At 56.0% G+C, this 16,026-nt stretch carries 15 protein-coding genes; 6 read left to right on the forward strand and 9 right to left on the reverse strand.

Going from position 1 to position 16,026, the window contains the following annotated elements; genetic code table 11:
* Positions 1–38: 38 nt before the first annotated feature.
* From K0H79_RS18460 to K0H79_RS18475, 4 genes are all read right to left on the reverse strand, one after another.
* The gene (locus K0H79_RS18460; RefSeq protein WP_220076806.1) at positions 39–434 is read right to left on the reverse strand and encodes a VOC family protein; all 396 of its coding nucleotides are present in this window, start codon (positions 432–434) and stop codon (positions 39–41) included.
* A gap of 98 nt (positions 435–532) precedes the next feature.
* The gene (gene gorA, locus K0H79_RS18465; RefSeq protein WP_220076807.1) at positions 533–1,888 is read right to left on the reverse strand and encodes a glutathione-disulfide reductase; all 1,356 of its coding nucleotides are present in this window, start codon (positions 1,886–1,888) and stop codon (positions 533–535) included.
* A 130-nt stretch (positions 1,889–2,018) separates the two neighbouring features.
* Entirely contained in the window at positions 2,019–2,630 is a 612-nt protein-coding gene (locus tag K0H79_RS18470) for a hypothetical protein (RefSeq protein ID WP_220076808.1), read from the reverse strand.
* Between the two features lie 112 nt (positions 2,631–2,742).
* Positions 2,743–3,435 carry a hypothetical protein gene (locus K0H79_RS18475; RefSeq protein WP_220076809.1) on the reverse strand — a complete coding sequence of 231 codons (693 nt, stop codon included), beginning with the start codon at positions 3,433–3,435 and terminating at the stop codon, positions 2,743–2,745.
* A 303-nt stretch (positions 3,436–3,738) separates the two neighbouring features.
* On the opposite strand from K0H79_RS18475, the gene prlC reads away from it, so the two are divergent.
* Positions 3,739–5,775: an oligopeptidase A gene (gene prlC / locus K0H79_RS18480; protein ID WP_220076810.1), complete on the forward strand. Its 2,037-nt coding sequence runs from the start codon at positions 3,739–3,741 to the stop codon at positions 5,773–5,775.
* A gap of 138 nt (positions 5,776–5,913) precedes the next feature.
* A complete protein-coding gene (locus K0H79_RS18485) occupies positions 5,914–6,444 on the forward strand; it encodes a thioesterase family protein (RefSeq protein WP_220066097.1) in 531 nt (176 codons plus the stop codon).
* On the opposite strand, the gene K0H79_RS18490 is transcribed toward K0H79_RS18485, so the two are convergent.
* Entirely contained in the window at positions 6,441–7,094 is a 654-nt protein-coding gene (locus tag K0H79_RS18490) for a glutathione S-transferase family protein (protein ID WP_220076811.1), read from the reverse strand. The genes K0H79_RS18485 and K0H79_RS18490 overlap by 4 nt on opposite strands.
* Positions 7,095–7,140: 46 nt before the next feature.
* Positions 7,141–8,040 carry a LysR family transcriptional regulator gene (locus K0H79_RS18495; protein WP_220076812.1) on the reverse strand — a complete coding sequence of 300 codons (900 nt, stop codon included), beginning with the start codon at positions 8,038–8,040 and terminating at the stop codon, positions 7,141–7,143.
* A gap of 115 nt (positions 8,041–8,155) precedes the next feature.
* On the opposite strand from K0H79_RS18495, the gene K0H79_RS18500 reads away from it, so the two are divergent.
* The gene (locus tag K0H79_RS18500; protein WP_220076813.1) at positions 8,156–9,010 is read left to right on the forward strand and encodes an NAD(P)H-binding protein; all 855 of its coding nucleotides are present in this window, start codon (positions 8,156–8,158) and stop codon (positions 9,008–9,010) included.
* A gap of 46 nt (positions 9,011–9,056) precedes the next feature.
* Positions 9,057–9,743: a DNA-3-methyladenine glycosylase I gene (locus K0H79_RS18505; protein ID WP_220076814.1), complete on the forward strand. Its 687-nt coding sequence runs from the start codon at positions 9,057–9,059 to the stop codon at positions 9,741–9,743.
* Here K0H79_RS18505 and K0H79_RS18510 read toward each other — a convergent pair.
* Entirely contained in the window at positions 9,740–10,414 is a 675-nt protein-coding gene (locus tag K0H79_RS18510) for a TorF family putative porin (protein WP_408733401.1), read from the reverse strand. The genes K0H79_RS18505 and K0H79_RS18510 overlap by 4 nt on opposite strands.
* 422 nt (positions 10,415–10,836) lie before the next feature.
* Between K0H79_RS18510 and K0H79_RS18515 the strand changes: the two genes are divergently transcribed.
* Positions 10,837–11,973 carry an efflux RND transporter periplasmic adaptor subunit gene (locus K0H79_RS18515; protein WP_220076816.1) on the forward strand — a complete coding sequence of 379 codons (1,137 nt, stop codon included), beginning with the start codon at positions 10,837–10,839 and terminating at the stop codon, positions 11,971–11,973.
* A 43-nt stretch (positions 11,974–12,016) separates the two neighbouring features.
* Complete coding sequence (locus tag K0H79_RS18520) at positions 12,017–15,157, forward strand: efflux RND transporter permease subunit (protein ID WP_220076817.1); 3,141 nt, start codon at positions 12,017–12,019, stop codon at positions 15,155–15,157.
* Positions 15,158–15,244: 87 nt separating this feature from the next.
* Here K0H79_RS18520 and K0H79_RS18525 read toward each other — a convergent pair whose 3' ends face one another.
* Both K0H79_RS18525 and K0H79_RS18530 read right to left on the reverse strand, forming a co-directional pair.
* Complete coding sequence (locus K0H79_RS18525) at positions 15,245–15,541, reverse strand: DUF6482 family protein (protein ID WP_220066105.1); 297 nt, start codon at positions 15,539–15,541, stop codon at positions 15,245–15,247.
* A gap of 102 nt (positions 15,542–15,643) precedes the next feature.
* Positions 15,644–15,820 (reverse strand): hypothetical protein, encoded by a 177-nt coding sequence (locus tag K0H79_RS18530; RefSeq protein ID WP_220066106.1) that lies wholly within the window; start codon positions 15,818–15,820, stop codon positions 15,644–15,646.
* Between the last annotated feature and the right edge of the window lie 206 nt (positions 15,821–16,026).

Here is a 16,026-nt window from a genome sequence, read left to right on the forward strand (position 1 = left end):
GACCGCCGAATGGCGGTCTTTTTACATTGAGCCGCGGCTTATTCCGGCGTATGGCATACCGCCTCGACGTTGTTGCCATCGGGGTCCAGCAGAAACGCACCAAAATAGTGCTCATGGTAGATGGGCCTTAAGCCGGGGGCGCCGTTGTCTTGTCCGCCTGCCGCCAGGCCTGCATGGTAAAAGTCGGCCACCGCACCACGGTTTGGCGCCACAAAGGCGGTGTGCCTCGGCGATGCTGGCTCAGCGGTTTCAATCACCCAGAAAATGGGTTTTCCTGCAGGACCAAATGCGCACATGCGCCGGGTCGGCCACAGGGCATCCCAGCTGGCCTCCTCTTCAAACAGCAGTGGGTAAGCCAGAGGGGCAAAGGCGGCGATATAAAAGTCGCGAGTGGCTATGTAGTTGGTGGCGTAGGTACTCAGGTGGTCAATCATCTCGGGAGTTCCTTACTGAGGGATATATTGACGATGTCGGAAGATAAAATGCGGGCGACAGGGCAGAAAAAAGCCGCTCATTGAGCGGCTGTTGAATTTCAGCGCATGGTTACAAACTCTTCGGCGCCGGTGGGGTGGATAGCCACCACGGCATCGAAGTCGGCCTTGGTGGCCCCCATCTTGATGGCCACGCCAAAGCCCTGGAGGATTTCATCCATCCCAAAACCAATACCATGGATACCCACCACCTTCTCATCGGCACCGGCACACACCAGTTTCATTTTGCAGGGTTGGCGATGGGCAGTCACGGCGGTGTACATGGAGGTGAAGGTCGACGTGTACACCTTCACCTGATCTTCGCCGTATTGCGCCTTGGCATCGGGCTCACTCAGCCCCATGGTGCCTATGGGCGGGTGACTGAATACCACGGTGGGCACCAGGCTATAGTCCATTTTGGCATTGGGTTGGCCGCCAAAGAGGCGCTCAGACAAGAAACGTCCGGCTTTCACGGCTACCGGGGTGAGCTCAATGCCACCGGCCATGATATCGCCAACGCAGTAGATACCTTTGGCACTGGTTTGCTGCCATTCATCCACTATGACGTAACCCTTGTCGTCCAGCGCCACATCTGTATTTTCCAGACCGATTTTATCGGTTGCAGGCTCACGGCCAATGGCCCAGATCAAGCAATCCACAGTGATGGTCTCACCGTTTTCGAGCTGCAGCGTCAGGCTGCCATCGGCATTTTTTTCCACGGCCTTGGGCACGGCATGGGTATGCAGTGTGGGGCCATTTTCGGCCATGGCATCAGTGAGTGCCTGACTCAGCATGGGGTCGAAGCTGCGCAGCGGTGAGTGCTTACGCACACACAGGTGGGTTTCGCTGCCAAGGGCGTGCAGCACACCGGCAATCTCCACCGCAATATAACCGGCGCCCACTACCACAACCCGCCTGGGCTGTTCAGTCAGGGCAAAAAAGCCGTTGGAGTCGATACCGTGCTCGGCGCCCGGAATATTGGGGATGCTTGGGCGGCCACCGGTGGCAATCAGAATATGATCGGCCGTGTACTCTTCACCGTTTACTTCTATGGTGTTGTTATTTTTAAACTTGCCATAGCCTTCCACCAGGGTGACGCCGTTGCTGGCGAAACCACGGCCATAGGCGGCATGTACCCGGTCAATGTAGGCTTCACGGCTGGCCACCAGGGTGTTCCAGTCGAAGTTTTTTACATCTACATCAAAGCCATAATCTTTGGCGTAAAGATGCATGGCTTCGGCAACCTGAGCGCCGTACCACATCACTTTTTTCGGCACACAGCCAACGTTTACGCAGGTACCGCCGACATGCTTGGCTTCAATCAATAAAACCTTGGCGCCACGAATGGCAGCGCGATTGGCGGACGCAATACCGCCACTGCCTGCACCGAGACAGATGTAATCGTAGTGTTGGGCCATGTAACTCTCCGTTGTGAACGACCGGCAAAGGCTCAATTGTAGGGAGCTTTTTGCATAGAGACCAGAGCAAAGACCGGCACGAGACCCAGTTTGTCACAGGATTGGGAGAATGACTTGGATACCGCAGGGCTCAGCGCCGGTATTGGCACAGCGAATGGTCACCTTGTTTTGGTCCGTCGGCGCCACACTTGAGGCATCGCCACTCCCCCATTCTCGCCCTCAGTTCATCCTGATGATGAGCGCCACCGCCGCTGGATGCGAGCAGGTCTTCCAGCTGATCGATTCGGGTATCCAGCCAGCGACAGCTGGGATCGTTGGCCACTTTGCCACGGTCTTTGCCAGCTGACGTTTTGGACTTTGCGCTGCGATGGGCAGACGGGGCGGCTTTGTCGCTCCGGGACTCCTTCAGCCAGGCCCGTGACTCCGGGCCAAGTTCCATGGCAGGTGTGACCTCTGTGGGGATGGCAAGTGGACGTCCTTCACTGTCGAGGGCAGTTTCCCGGTTGTGTTGGCGCGGCCTGAGCAAGCTTTGATTATTCAGCACCCGGGCTTCGGCAGCAGACTGACCTTGTACCGACTCTTCCGGCGGCGCTGCTGGGGTGGCCTTGATAAGGGATTCATATTCGCTGGCGCCTTCGTCCACGCTTTGGCGGGCAAGCAGGGTTGAAGGCACGCCCACCCACAAGGTGACCAGCAGCCATGACAAAAACCGACATGAAAAGAGGTTAAAGTGAGGTGACATTCCCTGTCCTCCTGTTGGTGATGCAACGCCCTGACAGATAACTGCTGCTGGCGGCTGCAACCATGGGGCAATCCCGCCCCAATCTGCGTTTCACAAGTGTAGTTCAGGCCGGTTAAAACGCCCAGGCAAGGCGAACGCCGGCAAAGGTTTCATCCCGTGCCTCTTCGCCTTGGTCTACCTCAATATCCTTGCCGGCGATCACCCGGCTGACCTGGGCCGACACTGACAGATTGTCAGAAAATGCCCAGGTGGCTTCCAGGCCAAATTGCAGGTGATTGGCGCCATTATGGTCTTCGGTGACGTATTGGAAGTCGAATCCCTGCGTAAGATAAGGGCTCAGGATAAGTTGCTCGCCAAGATGCCAGTTGCTGTGCAGGCTAAGCTCCACAAAATAGCCACCGGCTTCGGTGCTGTAGGTATACGCAATGGAGGGCACCAGATAGTCCCAGGCGGTCCAGGCAAGTTCGGCGAAAAGTTCATTGTCGCTGCAGCGCACATCCCCATAGTTCTCAATGCGCTGCGCGCCAACAAAGGCCTCCAGCGTATCGTGCAAATGCAGCTGGTATTCCACGCCAAAATTCCACTCGGTGAAATGCGCAGCGTCGGCTCGCCCAACCAGCGCATAAGCTGTAAGGTCACCCACTGTGGCAGAAGCGCCAGCCCAACCTATACCACCATGGGGCAAGTTGTTGCGTCCTTCAGACACATATTTACTGTCCCATCCCACCTCTATGGCAAATTCAGGCTCCGCCGCCATTACCGGCAATGCCACAGAGGCGATTATGGCAATCGCTGTGCGTTTCATACCACCCATCCAGAATCTGTTTTACTCTTGGGCGATGATATTACTGAGCCAAGCATAGTAAATGAGAATTGATAGCATTTGAGGGGCATGCAGCAAAGTTGGTAAGGCAAAGGACAAAAGGCTGCAAAACAGGATACAGATCACTGAAAATCTATCCTGTACATAGCAGTAAAGCATGGTGTCCTGCGGCTTTGCCTTGATAATTCGGGCGCCAGCCCTTATGTATGCTCCATGGCCTTGGCCGCAATTGCCAGGCAACACTTGCTTTGCTCGACATTCTTTGCACGACAATAAGGGATCTCCATGACCAATCCACTGCTTGCGGCCAGCGCGCTGCCCTCCTTCTCAGCCATCAAGCCAGAGCACATTCAGCCAGCCGTTGAGCAGGCCATCGAACACTGCCGCGCAGAAATTGCTCGTGTAATGGAACGTGGCGACTTCAGCTGGCAGGGACTGGTTGCGCCGCTGGAAGAAGCAGATGACCGCCTCAGCAAACTCTGGTCACCGGTATCCCACATGAATTCAGTGCTCAGCACAGAAGCCTGGCGCGCCGCCCACGACGCCTGCCTGCCGCTGCTGTCTGAGTATGGCACCTTTGTTGGCCAGCATCAGGGGCTGTACCAAGCCTACAAAACCCTTAAAAATTCCGATGAATTTCAAGGTCTGTCCAAGGCGCGGCAGCAGGTCATTGACCATGCACTGCGTGACTTTGAGCTCTCGGGTATCGGTTTGGATGACGACAAAAAGGCCCGTTACGGCGAAATAGTAAAGCGCCTGTCGGAACTGTCGAGCAGCTTCTCCAATCAGGTGTTGGATGCCACCCACGCCTGGCAGAAAGTCATTACTGATGAATCCGAGCTGCAGGGCCTGCCCGAGTCGGCTCTGGCGGCAGCCCGCGCCATGGCAGAAGAGAAAGGCGAGCTGGGATATCTGTTCACCCTCGACTTCCCATCTTATTTGCCTGTGATGATGTACAGCGAAAACCGTGAACTGCGCCAGGAGTGCTACACCGCCTTCGTTACCCGCGCCTCGGATCAGGGCCCCAATGCCGGCGAGTTTGACAACGGCCCGCTGATGGAAGAGCTGCTGGTGCTGCGTCACGAGCTGGCCACCCTGCTCGGCTTCGAAAGTTTTGCCCACAAGTCGCTGGCCACCAAGATGGCCGAGACACCGGCTCAGGTCATCAGCTTCCTGAACGAGCTGGCCCTGCACTCCCGTCCCCAGGCCAAGCAGGAGCTGGATGAGCTCAAGGCCTTCGCCGCCAAAGAGTATGGCCAAACCGATCTCAAGGCCTGGGATTTAAGCTTTTACGCCGAAAAACTCAAACAGCACAGATACGAAATTTCCCAGGAAGAGCTGCGGCCCTATTTCCCTGAAAACAAGGTATTGAGCGGCCTATTCCACACGGTAGAGCGTCTCTTTGGCATGAAAATCGTCGAGCAGCAGGATTTTGATCGCTGGCATAAAGACGTGCGTTTCTTCCACATTATGGACAGCGAAGGGGAGCACAGAGGCAGCTTCTATCTGGATCTCTACGCCCGCAGCGGTAAACGTGGTGGCGCCTGGATGGACGAGTGCCGGGTTCGTCGTCAAACCCCCGATGGGCTGCAAAAGCCCGTGGCTTACCTCACCTGTAACTTTAATGGTCCCGTGGGCAACAAGCCGGCACTCTTTACCCATGATGAAGTGGTTACCCTGTTCCATGAGTTTGGCCATGGCATCCACCATATGCTGACCAAGGTAGACGTGGGTGGCGTATCCGGCATCAATGGTGTGCCCTGGGATGCCGTGGAGCTGCCAAGCCAGTTCCTCGAAAACTGGTGCTGGGAAGAAGCCGCACTCGGCGAAATCTCCGGCCACTATGAAACCGGCGAGCCGCTGCCCAAGGCCATGCTGGACAAGATGCTGGCGGCCAAAAACTTCCAGTCCGCCATGATGATGGTGCGCCAGCTGGAGTTTTCACTGTTCGATTTCCGCCTGCATCTGGAATACAGCGGCGAAGACGGTGCCCGCATCCAGGAAACCCTGGACGAAGTGCGTCAACAGGTGGCCGTGGTGATCCCTCCCAGCTTTAACCGCTTCCAACACAGCTTCTCGCATATTTTTGCCGGGGGATATGCCGCAGGTTACTACAGCTACAAATGGGCCGAAGTGCTGTCGGCCGATGCCTTCTCACGCTTTGAGGCCGAAGGTATCTTTAACCCGGATACCGGCCGCGACTTCCTCACCCATATTCTCGAGATGGGTGGCAGCGAAGAGCCCATGGAACTGTTCCGCCGCTTTATGGGTCGCGAGCCCAACACAGATGCGCTGCTGCGCCACAGTGGTATTCAGCACTGAATTTGGACACATCGTAAAGGCGCTTCGGCGCCTTTTTTATTCCCCGGAGCAAAGGCCTTGTGGATGCACTGACAGTTGCCCGCTGGTAGGACCTCTGTTAGCCTTCTGCTTTACGCAAAAACTCTAAACTACGAATCCATGAACCTGTATTTCAGACTTATCTGGTTGTTTTTATGGCGTGTTCGCCACTGCCGCTCCATTGGTTTTCTCGACACCAGCCTCATTGAGTATCGCGCCCTGCCGTCAGACTGCGACATCAATATGCACCTGACCAACAGTCGTTATCCGGCCTTTATGGACCTGGCCCGCACCTACATGCTGGCGGAAATGGGCCTGCTGAAGCGTTTCCTCAAGCTCAAGTGGATGCCCATAGTCAACGCCGCCGAATTCACCTATATCCGCGACATCAAGCCACTGCAAAAATTCACCATCGAGAGCCGGGTAGTCGGGTGGGACGAAAAATATTTTTATATTGATCAACGCTTTGTCAGCGAGCGAGGCCTCCACTGCATAGTGCATGTGCGCGGGGTATTCGTGTGTAACCGCAAGCAGGTGCCCATCAGTGAGCTGGTGCGGGAAGCGGGCTATGAAGGCGAAACGCCCGAATTGTCGCCTGAAGTGCAAAAATGGAAAGCCTTTTTACAGCTCAAGAAAGAGCGTAACAGCTAAGGGATGAGTTTAAGCCCGGTAACTTCTTCGGCGGCGGCGAGCTGTGCCTCCTCGGCCACCAGCTCCCATGCACCTCTGAGCTTGGCCTGCTGGCGGTAACGACAAAGGTTTTCCAGATCCAGTAAGGACATGAGCTCAAACGCGGGTTCGAGGCAGGGCACCAGGGCGCAGTCCGCCAGGGTAAAGCCATCCCCCACCAGCCAATGGGAATCGGCCAGTTCATCATCAATGCTGGCCAATACCTGCACCAAGCGCTGCCTGACCTGCGCCATGGCCAGCTCATTACGGTGTTCAGGCGCCATGCCCAATTGCTGCTCCAGCAAAAACAACTGATTGCTGACGTCGTTGTCGATAATCCTGTCCCATAAGCGTACCCGCAGGCACTCGGCGCTGTCTCTTGGCAGCAACCGCGAGCCTCCGGGGATATGTTGGTCCAGATATTCGATGATGATGGTGGATTCAGGTACCAGGCTGCCATCGGCGCACTTGAGCAGTGGCAGCTTGCAGGGAGGGTAAATCTTGCTGAATGCCTGACGTTGAATGGGATCCCTGAGCTCTGTTACCCGGGGATAAAAGTTGACCTGCTTTTCATACAATCCAAGCAGAACCTTTTGGGAATATCGCGACAACGGATGGTAAAAGAGCTCCATGGAATCAGGCTCCCAATCAAACGCCCTTTGTTTAATTTAGTTGGTTTTAGCGGGATTGGATCAAGCGCTCCTTGAGAAAGTCGAGAAATACCCGCACCCTCGGGGGTGTGTTTTCCTTGTAGGGATGCAGGGCATATACACCGCCTTCGCGCAAATGATAGTCAGGTAACAGCAGTGCCAGTGCCCCTGACGCCAAATGCTCAGTCACCAGATTATCCGGCAGTATCACCACCCCCAGCCCCTGCAGCGCCAGGGCAATCAGGCCATTGGTGCTGTTGCAACTGATAAAAGGGGTGATCCTGACCCGAAACTCTTCACCCTGACCATTGTGCAGCGTCAAGGTTTTGGGTAGATGGCTTGATGCATGGGCCAACCATTGATGATGCTGTAAGTTGTCTGGGTGTAACGGTTTTCCATGAGTCGCCACGTATTCGGGGCTGGCCACCAACTGCTCATCAAAACTGCCAAGCTTAATGGCCCTGAATTCGGAATCCTCCGGCCAACCGGCCTGAATGGCCACGTCAATTTGATGTTCAAGCAGGTTCAGCTTGCTGTCCTCAAGCATCAGTGTGAGGCGAATGTTGGGATAACGGCGATGAAAGTCGCCGAGAAGGGGCAGCAGCGTATGTTCACCCAGGCCAACCGGCGCCGTCACCCGAAGGCTACCGTGAAGATGCTCATCCGCCGGGCTGGTCACGGCCTCGGCCTGCCTTGCCAGCTGCAACAGCTCGCCGCAGTAATGGAAAAATTCCCGCCCATCTTCGGTCAGGCTTATACGCCTGGTGGTGCGGTGAAGCAGCTCGCAACCCAAACGCTCTTCCAGCTTTTTCAGGTGCTGGCTCACCATGGAGCGGCTGATCCCCAACACTTCCGCGGCCATCGTCAGTGACCCTTGCTCAACAACCGAAGCAAACACCAACATGCGATACAATTGTGAAGCGTCCATGGGCGACCTTTTGTTAAGTTTGAATTACCAAAGATATAAGTAAATCACTCATTATCCAATTTCGCCACGGGAATAAACTGAGCACCTCATTCATACCAACCCTGAGGTACTTAAGATGATCCTGATACTCGGCGCCAGTGGTGAACTGGCTACCCTTACTGCCAATGCCCTGAAAACTCTTGGTAATACCGAAACTGTACGACTGGGCAGCCGCTCACCGGACAAACTGGACCCAGCACTCGGCCATGCCGTGTTTGCCGACTATGACCAGCCAGATTCACTGGATACGGCCATGGCAGGAGCAGACAAGGTGCTGTTTATTTCCGGTAATACACCGAACGACATCAGACTTGGTCAACATCTGCGGGTTATCGCCGCAGCCAAAAAGGCCGGGGTTGCCCAGCTGGTATACACCAGTTTTCAATCACCCTCACTGGACAGCGCCTTCAGTTTTGGCGCAAGCCACGCCGCCACCGAGGCAGCCATCAGCGTGGCAGCCATTCCCGCCACTGTGGTGCGCAACGCCTTTTATGCTGAGCTGCAACTCATGGGCCTGGGCCACACACTGGAAACGGGCGTACTGACCCATGCCGCTGCGGAGGGACGCTTTGCCCCCGTGAGCAAACAGGATCTGGCCGAGGCGCTGGCGCGAATTTTGATGACCGATGGCCACACGGGCAAGACCTATGAACTGACTGGCCCTGAACTCCTGTCCTATGCCGATATCGCCGCCCTGATTGGACAGCTCAGTGGTAAAGCCATCAGCACCCACCTTATTTCGGCCGAAGCCCAAGTCGATGGGCTGCTGAAAATGGGATTACCGGCATTTTTAGCCACGGCACTCGGCGGCGCCAGTCGGGCCATTGCCGCTGGGGAATACGATAAACGCACGTATGATTTAGCCCTGCTGCTTGGCCGCGCACCCACTGGTTTGGCTGCTGTCATCAAAGGAGCGTTGAAGCCAAACTGAGTGTGCAAGTAAACTGGCAAAGCCATTCACAGATTCAGGGAAGTCCATGAAAATCGAATCCTTTGCCAGTATTTATCAGCGCGCCGCCGAGCGCAAAGGCGGCACCGATGCGCTGGAAGCCCTGCTGCCGCAGTCGTTGTCGGCCGACGAATATCAGGAGTATTCCGATGACCGCCTGCTGTCGGCCATGAGCAAACAGATATTTCAGAGTGGCTTTGTGTGGAAGGTAGTCGATGCCAAGTGGTCGGCCTATGAAACCGCGTTCTTTGGCTTCGATCCGCTTAAAGTGCTGCTGATGTCACCGGAGCAGCTCACCGCACGCGCCAGCGATCCAGCCCTTATCCGCCATGCCAAAAAGACCCAGGCCATTTATGACAATGCCCTGATGATAAAAGACATTGCCGCAGAACATGGCAGTTTGGCGCGTTATATCGCCCTCTGGCCCGGGGAAGAGATCACCTCGCTGTGGCAGGTGCTCAGGAAGCGTGGTGCGCGGCTTGGGGGCAACACAGGCCCCTACTTCCTGCGCGCCACAGGGAAAGACACCTTCCTGCTGACCTCAGATGTTGAAGGTTATCTGACGGCAACAGGCCTGGTGGATGCCGGGATGGCCACTCAAAAGGGGCTGACCCAAGCTCAGGCCGCCTTTAACCACTGGCAAGCTGAATCAGGCCGGACGCTGGCACAAATCAGCCGCATTATTTCCTGTGGTGTGGGTGACAACCGGATTTAAAACGCTTTACTGATCCCAACCACAAAACGATCGTCAAAAATCTCGGTTTGGGTACCGTAAACCTTGTGATCTGAGCCCACAGTGCTGCCGTGGTATCTCAGGTCCAGGGTATAGCCGGCCCAGGTTTTGGACACGCCCAGGTTCCAGTGACCCCAGCCCTCGGCACCTTCACCATCCTGGTCCTGATACCCAACAGAGCCTGACAGCTGAACACCGTTGTCAAAGGAATAACTTGGGTGAATGGCATAGTTAACCCCTTGCCAACCGGCTACGCCAAACCAGTCATCAAGGGTGGGGGTGACTTCCAGCTGCATGTTCAGCTGGCCGAACTGTTTGCCGACTTTCAGCCACAACTCGGTGTAATTACTGTAGGAGGCGCCGGGATACAGGTAGGAAAACACCATCACATCATAGGTGAAACCTGAATCGCCAAATACACCGGCCTTGCCGATAAAGGGCCCTGTCACCACTTCCAGATTCGGATCGGCAAACTTGATATTGGAGCCGAAGAAACCGGCATACCAGCCGGCATCATTGCTCCAGCTCAGGGTGCCCTGAATGGCAGGCACGTCGCCGTCCATGGTTTCTGATTCGCCACGGAATACATAGTCGCTGGCGATGGTCAGTTTGCCCCCCAGGGTGCCGCCGAATACCTTGGCTTCCTCTGCCATCACACCGCTGGAACACGCAATGGCGGCCATGGCCAACAAGGTTTTATTCAATTTCATCATCACTGCCTCTTAATGTGGGTTGTCCCGCTGAGGGCAATGATAAGGACGGGTTATGAATGGCCTTGATGAGGCGCGTGAACAGCTCGCGACAGTTTATGAAGAAATATGAACAGCTGTTAACGGAGGTTACCGACTGACTTTCCCATAAACTCAAATGTTAACAAATAGCTAAATACATGCAAATAAACGAGATTTTTGCATTCCTTTACAAATTTAAGCCATTTGCTGACTTGAGCTGCCCCACCCTGTGTGAGATAACTGGATGATCATAAATTCAGTATTAAAAATGGGCGATTTGTCTGGGTATCGTGAGCTTTTTATCCGCACATCCCCGTTAGCCCAGACACAAAAAGGAGATTTCAATGCGGCAAATGTTAAAAATTGCCTCGGCCATAGGCATGGTCTTGTGGGTCAGTGCCTGCCAGGAAGATGCTCAGCAAGCTGCCAATCAGCAGCAAATGCCCCCCATGGAAGTCGGCACAGTGCAGGTCACTGCTGCACCCCAGAACATCATGGTTGAACTGCCCGGCCGCAGCCGCGCCTTCCTCGAAGCCGAGGTTCGCCCCCAGGTTTCCGGCATCATCATGGAGCGCAACTTCGTTGAAGGGCGTGAAGTGAAAGAAGGTCAGTCACTCTACAAAATCGATGACGCCACCTATAAGGCCACCCTCGAAAGCGCCAAGGCCGACCTCGCCAGCGCGCAGGCTTCATTGGCCAGCGCCAAGGCCCGCGCCGCCCGCTACGAAAAATTGGTGAAAACCAATGCCATTTCCAAGCAGGACTTTGACGAAGCCGATGCTGCCTACAAGGAAGCGCTGGCTCGGGTGAAGGTGGCCGAGGCCCAGCTGCATACCGCCAATATCAATCTGAATTACACCGAAGTGCAGGCCCCGATTTCTGGCCGCATCGGTAAGTCGTCCGTAACGCCAGGTGCGCTGGTCACCGCCAATCAGGGGCAAATACTGGCCACCATTCAGCAGCTGGATCCCATTAATGTGGATATCACTCAATCCAGCGCCCAGCTGCTGGCCCTCAAGTCCAAGCTCAAAGCCGGTAAGCTGCAGGCGGCCGATAACGCCGAAGTGCAACTGGTACTCGAAGATGGCACCACCTACGAGCACAAGGGCAAGCTGCAATTTGCCGAAGTGAGCGTGGATGAAAACACGGGTTCTGTGATTCTGCGAGCCGAATTCCCCAACCCAGACAACGTGTTGCTGCCGGGTATGTATGTACGCGCCATGCTGAACACAGGGGTGGATCCCAACGCCATTCTGGTGCCGCAAAAGGCCATTACCCGCAATACCCGCGGTGAAGCCGTGGCCATGGTGGTGAACGCCGAAAACAAGGTTGAGGCCCGTACCGTGACCACAGCGGAGGTTATCAATCATCAGTGGCGTATTACGTCAGGGCTGACTGCCGGCGATAAATTGATTGTTGAAGGGCTGCAGAAAATACGCCCCGGTGCACCGGTCACTGCCACAGCGGCGCAGGCCAAGTAATTGGCCAAGGACCTCAGGAACCCGCGAAATTCAGGATTAAGCTATGGCACGTTTCTTTATTGATCGACCCATTTTTGCATGGGTGATCGCGATTTTGGTGATGCTGGCAGGGGTATTGGCTATCAAAAGCCTGCCCGTGTCCCAGTACCCGAACATCGCACCACCCACTGTGGTGATCTCCGCCAACTACCCAGGCGCCTCCGCCAAGACGCTGGAAGACTCGGTCACCCAGGTGATTGAGCAGCGCATGACGGGCTTGGATCACCTGCGTTATATCAACTCCACCAGTGACGGTTTCGGTAACGCAGCTATCACTCTGACCTTTAACGCCGAGGCCGATGCCGACATCGCCCAGGTACAGGTGCAGAACAAGCTGCAATCGGCCATGCCACTGCTGCCACAGGAAGTACAGGCGCAGGGTGTCAGGGTGAACAAGTCCACCTCGGGCTTTTTGATGGTACTGGGCTTTGTGTCGGAAGATGGCAGCCTGACCAAAAACGATATCGCCGACTATGTGGGCTCCAACGTCCAGGACCCTTTAAGCCGGGTTGCCGGTGTGGGTGAAATCACCCTGTTCGGGGCGCCTTACGCCATGCGTATATGGCTAGACCCGCTGAAACTGACCCAATACAACCTGACCACACAGGACGTGATTGCCGCTATCCGCGAGCAAAACGCCCAAGTCTCGGCCGGTCAGCTGGGCGGCGCGCCCTCGGTAAAAGGTCAGGAGCTGAACGCGACAGTGTCGGCCCAAAGCCGTCTGGAGACCCCGGAAGAGTTCCGCAAGATTATCCTCAAGTCCGATACCAGCGGTGCCAAGGTGTTCCTCGGCGACGTAGCCCGGGTTGAGCTGGGCGCCGAAAGCTATATGGTGGAGTCGTTCTACAACGGCCGTCCGGCTGCCGGTATCGCCATCAGCCTGGCAACGGGCGCCAACGCCCTGGATACCGCGACCCGGGTGCGGGAAAAAATCGCCGAAATGAAGCCCTTCTTCCCGGCGGGTCTCGAGGTGGTTTATCCCTACGACACCACGCCCTTCGTTAAACAATCCATCGAAGGCGTAGTGCACACCCTGCTGGAAGCCGTGGTACTGGTATTTGTTATCATGTACCTGTTCCTGCAGAACTTCCGCGCAACCCTTATCCCGACGATTGCCGTGCCTGTGGTACTGCTGGGTACTTTCGCCATTCTGTCGGCCTTTGGTTTCTCCATTAACACCCTGACCATGTTCGCCATGGTGCTGGCCATCGGTCTCTTGGTAGACGATGCCATCGTGGTGGTGGAAAACGTTGAACGTGTGATGCAGGAAGAAGGTCTGGGGCCGGTTGAAGCCACCCGCAAGTCCATGGATCAGATCACCGGCGCCCTGGTGGGTATCGGTCTGACCCTGTCGGCGGTATTCGTGCCCATGGCCTTTATGTCAGGTTCAACCGGGGTGATTTACCGTCAGTTCTCTATCACTATCGTGTCGGCCATGGCGCTGTCGGTACTGGTGGCCCTGATCCTGACGCCCGCCCTGTGCGCCACCATGCTCAAGCCTCTCAAGCCCGGCCATGCCCATGGTCAGCACGGCTTCTTTGGCTGGTTCAACCGCAGTTTTGAAAAGATGACCTCGCGCTACGAGGGCAGCGTTGCCGCAATCCTCAAGCGCTCAGCCAGGGTGATGGCGATATATCTGGCATTGGTGGTCGCGACCGGCTGGATTTTTATGCGCATGCCCACTGCGTTCCTGCCCGATGAAGACCAGGGCATCCTCTTTGCCCAGGTGATCCTGCCCACCAACTCCAGTCAGGAGTCCACGGTGAAGGTGCTGGAAAAGATGGACAAGTTCTTCCGCGAAGAGGAAAAGGACAACGTGAACTCTGTGTTCTCGGTGGCCGGCTTCTCCTTTGCGGGCATGGGTCAGAACATGGGTATTGCCTTCGTTGGCATGAAAGATTGGGCCGTGCGTGAAGGCGCGGGGCAGGACGTGTTCTCTTTGCAGGGTCGCGCCATGATGGCTTTCTCCCAGATTAAAGAAGCCTTCGTGTTTGCCTTTGCGCCACCGGCAGTGATTGAACTCGGTACCGCCAACGGTTTCGACTTCTACCTGCAGGACAAGAATGGCCAGGGCCACGCCAAGCTGCTGGAGGCCCGTAACCAACTGTTGGGCATGGCGGCACAAAATCCCAACCTGGTGGGCGTGCGCCCCAACGGTCAGGAAGATGCGCCCATGTACCAGCTGGATATCGACCATGCCAAGCTGCGCGCTCTGGGTGTGGATATCTCCTCGGTGAACAGTGCCATCGCCACCGCCTGGGGCGGCAGCTATGTGAACGACTTTATCGACCGTGGACGGGTGAAGAAGGTGTATGTACAGGGCGATGCCGAGTACCGGATGCAGCCTGAAGACCTGAACACCTGGTATGTACGTAACGCCAAGGGAGAAATGGTGCCCTTCTCGGCCTTCGCCACCGGCCGCTGGGACTTTGGCTCACCACGTCTGGAGCGCTTCAACGGCTTGCCCGCCATGAATATCCAGGGCGCCACCGCTCCTGGCTACAGCACGGGTGATGCCATGAATGATATCGAAAAGATTGTCGAGCAGTTGCCACCGGGCTTTGGTGTCGAGTGGAACGGCCTGTCCTATGAAGAGCGACTCTCAGGCAACCAGGCACCGGCCCTCTATGCCCTGTCGATTCTGGTCGTGTTCCTGGTACTTGCGGCCCTCTATGAGAGCTGGTCAGTGCCCTTTGCCGTGGTGCTGGTTGTGCCGCTGGGGATCATCGGTGCCCTGCTGGCCATGAATGGCCGCGGTCTGTCCAACGACGTGTTCTTCCAGGTTGGCCTCTTGACCACTGTGGGTCTGGCCACCAAGAACGCCATTCTTATCGTGGAATTCGCCAAGGAATACTATGAGAAGGGTGCCGGTCTGATTGAGGCCACGCTGCACGCAGTAAGAGTGCGTTTGCGCCCCATTCTGATGACCTCGCTGGCCTTTGGTCTGGGGGTTGTACCACTGGCCATTTCCACCGGTGTGGGGTCGGGTGCCCAGAACGCCATCGGTACCGGTGTGCTCGGCGGTATGATGAGTTCGACCTTCCTCGGTATCTTCTTCGTGCCGCTGTTCTTTGTGATTGTTGAGCGTATCTTCAGCAAGCGCGAGAAAAAGGCACAATCCGGTGCGGAGGCTGGCAAACACTGAGTCAGTCGCGCCATCGAATAGCATGAAGCAACAAGCCCCGCACTGCGGGGCTTTTTATTACGGCTGGGGTGTTAAGCCTGGTTGCGCTCAGGCAACGCGCAGCGGAATTTCCATGGCATTGTCACAGTGTCGCACCGCCTGCCCCACCATTTCATCGTATGCACTCTCCTGACGCAGTACAGTCTGGCGAACCGGCAAGCCCTCAAGCAGCGCCTGCATCTGACACAGATTCAAACTCCTGAGCATGCGATCCTCTTCATCGGTGACATACAGTTCAGCGCCGTCTATCACCACAGACAGCTGGTAAAGGGACATGTCCAGCGAGTGAATGCAGGCCTTATCAATGCAAGGCAGAACTTTCAGGCTTGAAAAGCGAATAGTCATGGCAAGGCTCCTTGGCTTGGGTTGCCAGAATGGATACGCCGCCAACGACTGAATGGATTAAAAAATAAACCCCGCGTTGGGCGGGGTCTTAAAAGGCTCGGCTCAGAGGGCTGATACGGCTTTTCTTGGATTGGCTGCCTTGCCCGGCATCACAGAACGATTCTTGTGGCCGGCGACTGCCTCGGCTTGCTGCACTTGTGGATTGGCAACCTGCTCGCTGCCTGTGGTGGCACAGCCGCTGGCAAAAATAACAAGGAGCGCTGCAAAAGCGTACTTCATGGGTGTCCTCGAAATGAAATCTGACATGCTTATTTGAGCCCGTGGGCGTTGCTCGCTTTGACGGCCAACGTCTCAGGCGCGGCGTTCTGTTCAAAGCACCCGGCGACCTGCCGGGCGGGCGCAATTTACAGCGCATCCGCTCAAATGTCGAGCGAAAAACTCCATCAATTGCCCATATCTCATACTGCAAAGGAATAGCTAACGCA

The sequence above is a fragment of the Shewanella sp. FJAT-52076 genome (assembly GCF_019457455.1).
In the GTDB taxonomy this organism is placed as follows: domain Bacteria; phylum Pseudomonadota; class Gammaproteobacteria; order Enterobacterales; family Shewanellaceae; genus Shewanella; species Shewanella zhangzhouensis.

Coding starts and splice junctions, on each gene's coding strand:
- K0H79_RS18460 (WP_220076806.1), bottom strand. CDS start 434: ATGATTGACCACCTGAGTACCTACGCCACCAACTACATAGCCACTCGC.
- gorA (WP_220076807.1), bottom strand. CDS start 1,888: ATGGCCCAACACTACGATTACATCTGTCTCGGTGCAGGCAGTGGCGGT.
- K0H79_RS18470 (WP_220076808.1), bottom strand. CDS start 2,630: ATGTCACCTCACTTTAACCTCTTTTCATGTCGGTTTTTGTCATGGCTG.
- K0H79_RS18475 (WP_220076809.1), bottom strand. CDS start 3,435: ATGAAACGCACAGCGATTGCCATAATCGCCTCTGTGGCATTGCCGGTA.
- prlC (WP_220076810.1), top strand. CDS start 3,739: ATGACCAATCCACTGCTTGCGGCCAGCGCGCTGCCCTCCTTCTCAGCC.
- K0H79_RS18485 (WP_220066097.1), top strand. CDS start 5,914: ATGAACCTGTATTTCAGACTTATCTGGTTGTTTTTATGGCGTGTTCGC.
- K0H79_RS18490 (WP_220076811.1), bottom strand. CDS start 7,094: ATGGAGCTCTTTTACCATCCGTTGTCGCGATATTCCCAAAAGGTTCTG.
- K0H79_RS18495 (WP_220076812.1), bottom strand. CDS start 8,040: ATGGACGCTTCACAATTGTATCGCATGTTGGTGTTTGCTTCGGTTGTT.
- K0H79_RS18500 (WP_220076813.1), top strand. CDS start 8,156: ATGATCCTGATACTCGGCGCCAGTGGTGAACTGGCTACCCTTACTGCC.
- K0H79_RS18505 (WP_220076814.1), top strand. CDS start 9,057: ATGAAAATCGAATCCTTTGCCAGTATTTATCAGCGCGCCGCCGAGCGC.
- K0H79_RS18510 (WP_408733401.1), bottom strand. CDS start 10,414: ATGGCAGAGGAAGCCAAGGTATTCGGCGGCACCCTGGGGGGCAAACTG.
- K0H79_RS18515 (WP_220076816.1), top strand. CDS start 10,837: ATGCGGCAAATGTTAAAAATTGCCTCGGCCATAGGCATGGTCTTGTGG.
- K0H79_RS18520 (WP_220076817.1), top strand. CDS start 12,017: ATGGCACGTTTCTTTATTGATCGACCCATTTTTGCATGGGTGATCGCG.
- K0H79_RS18525 (WP_220066105.1), bottom strand. CDS start 15,541: ATGACTATTCGCTTTTCAAGCCTGAAAGTTCTGCCTTGCATTGATAAG.
- K0H79_RS18530 (WP_220066106.1), bottom strand. CDS start 15,820: ATGAAGTACGCTTTTGCAGCGCTCCTTGTTATTTTTGCCAGCGGCTGT.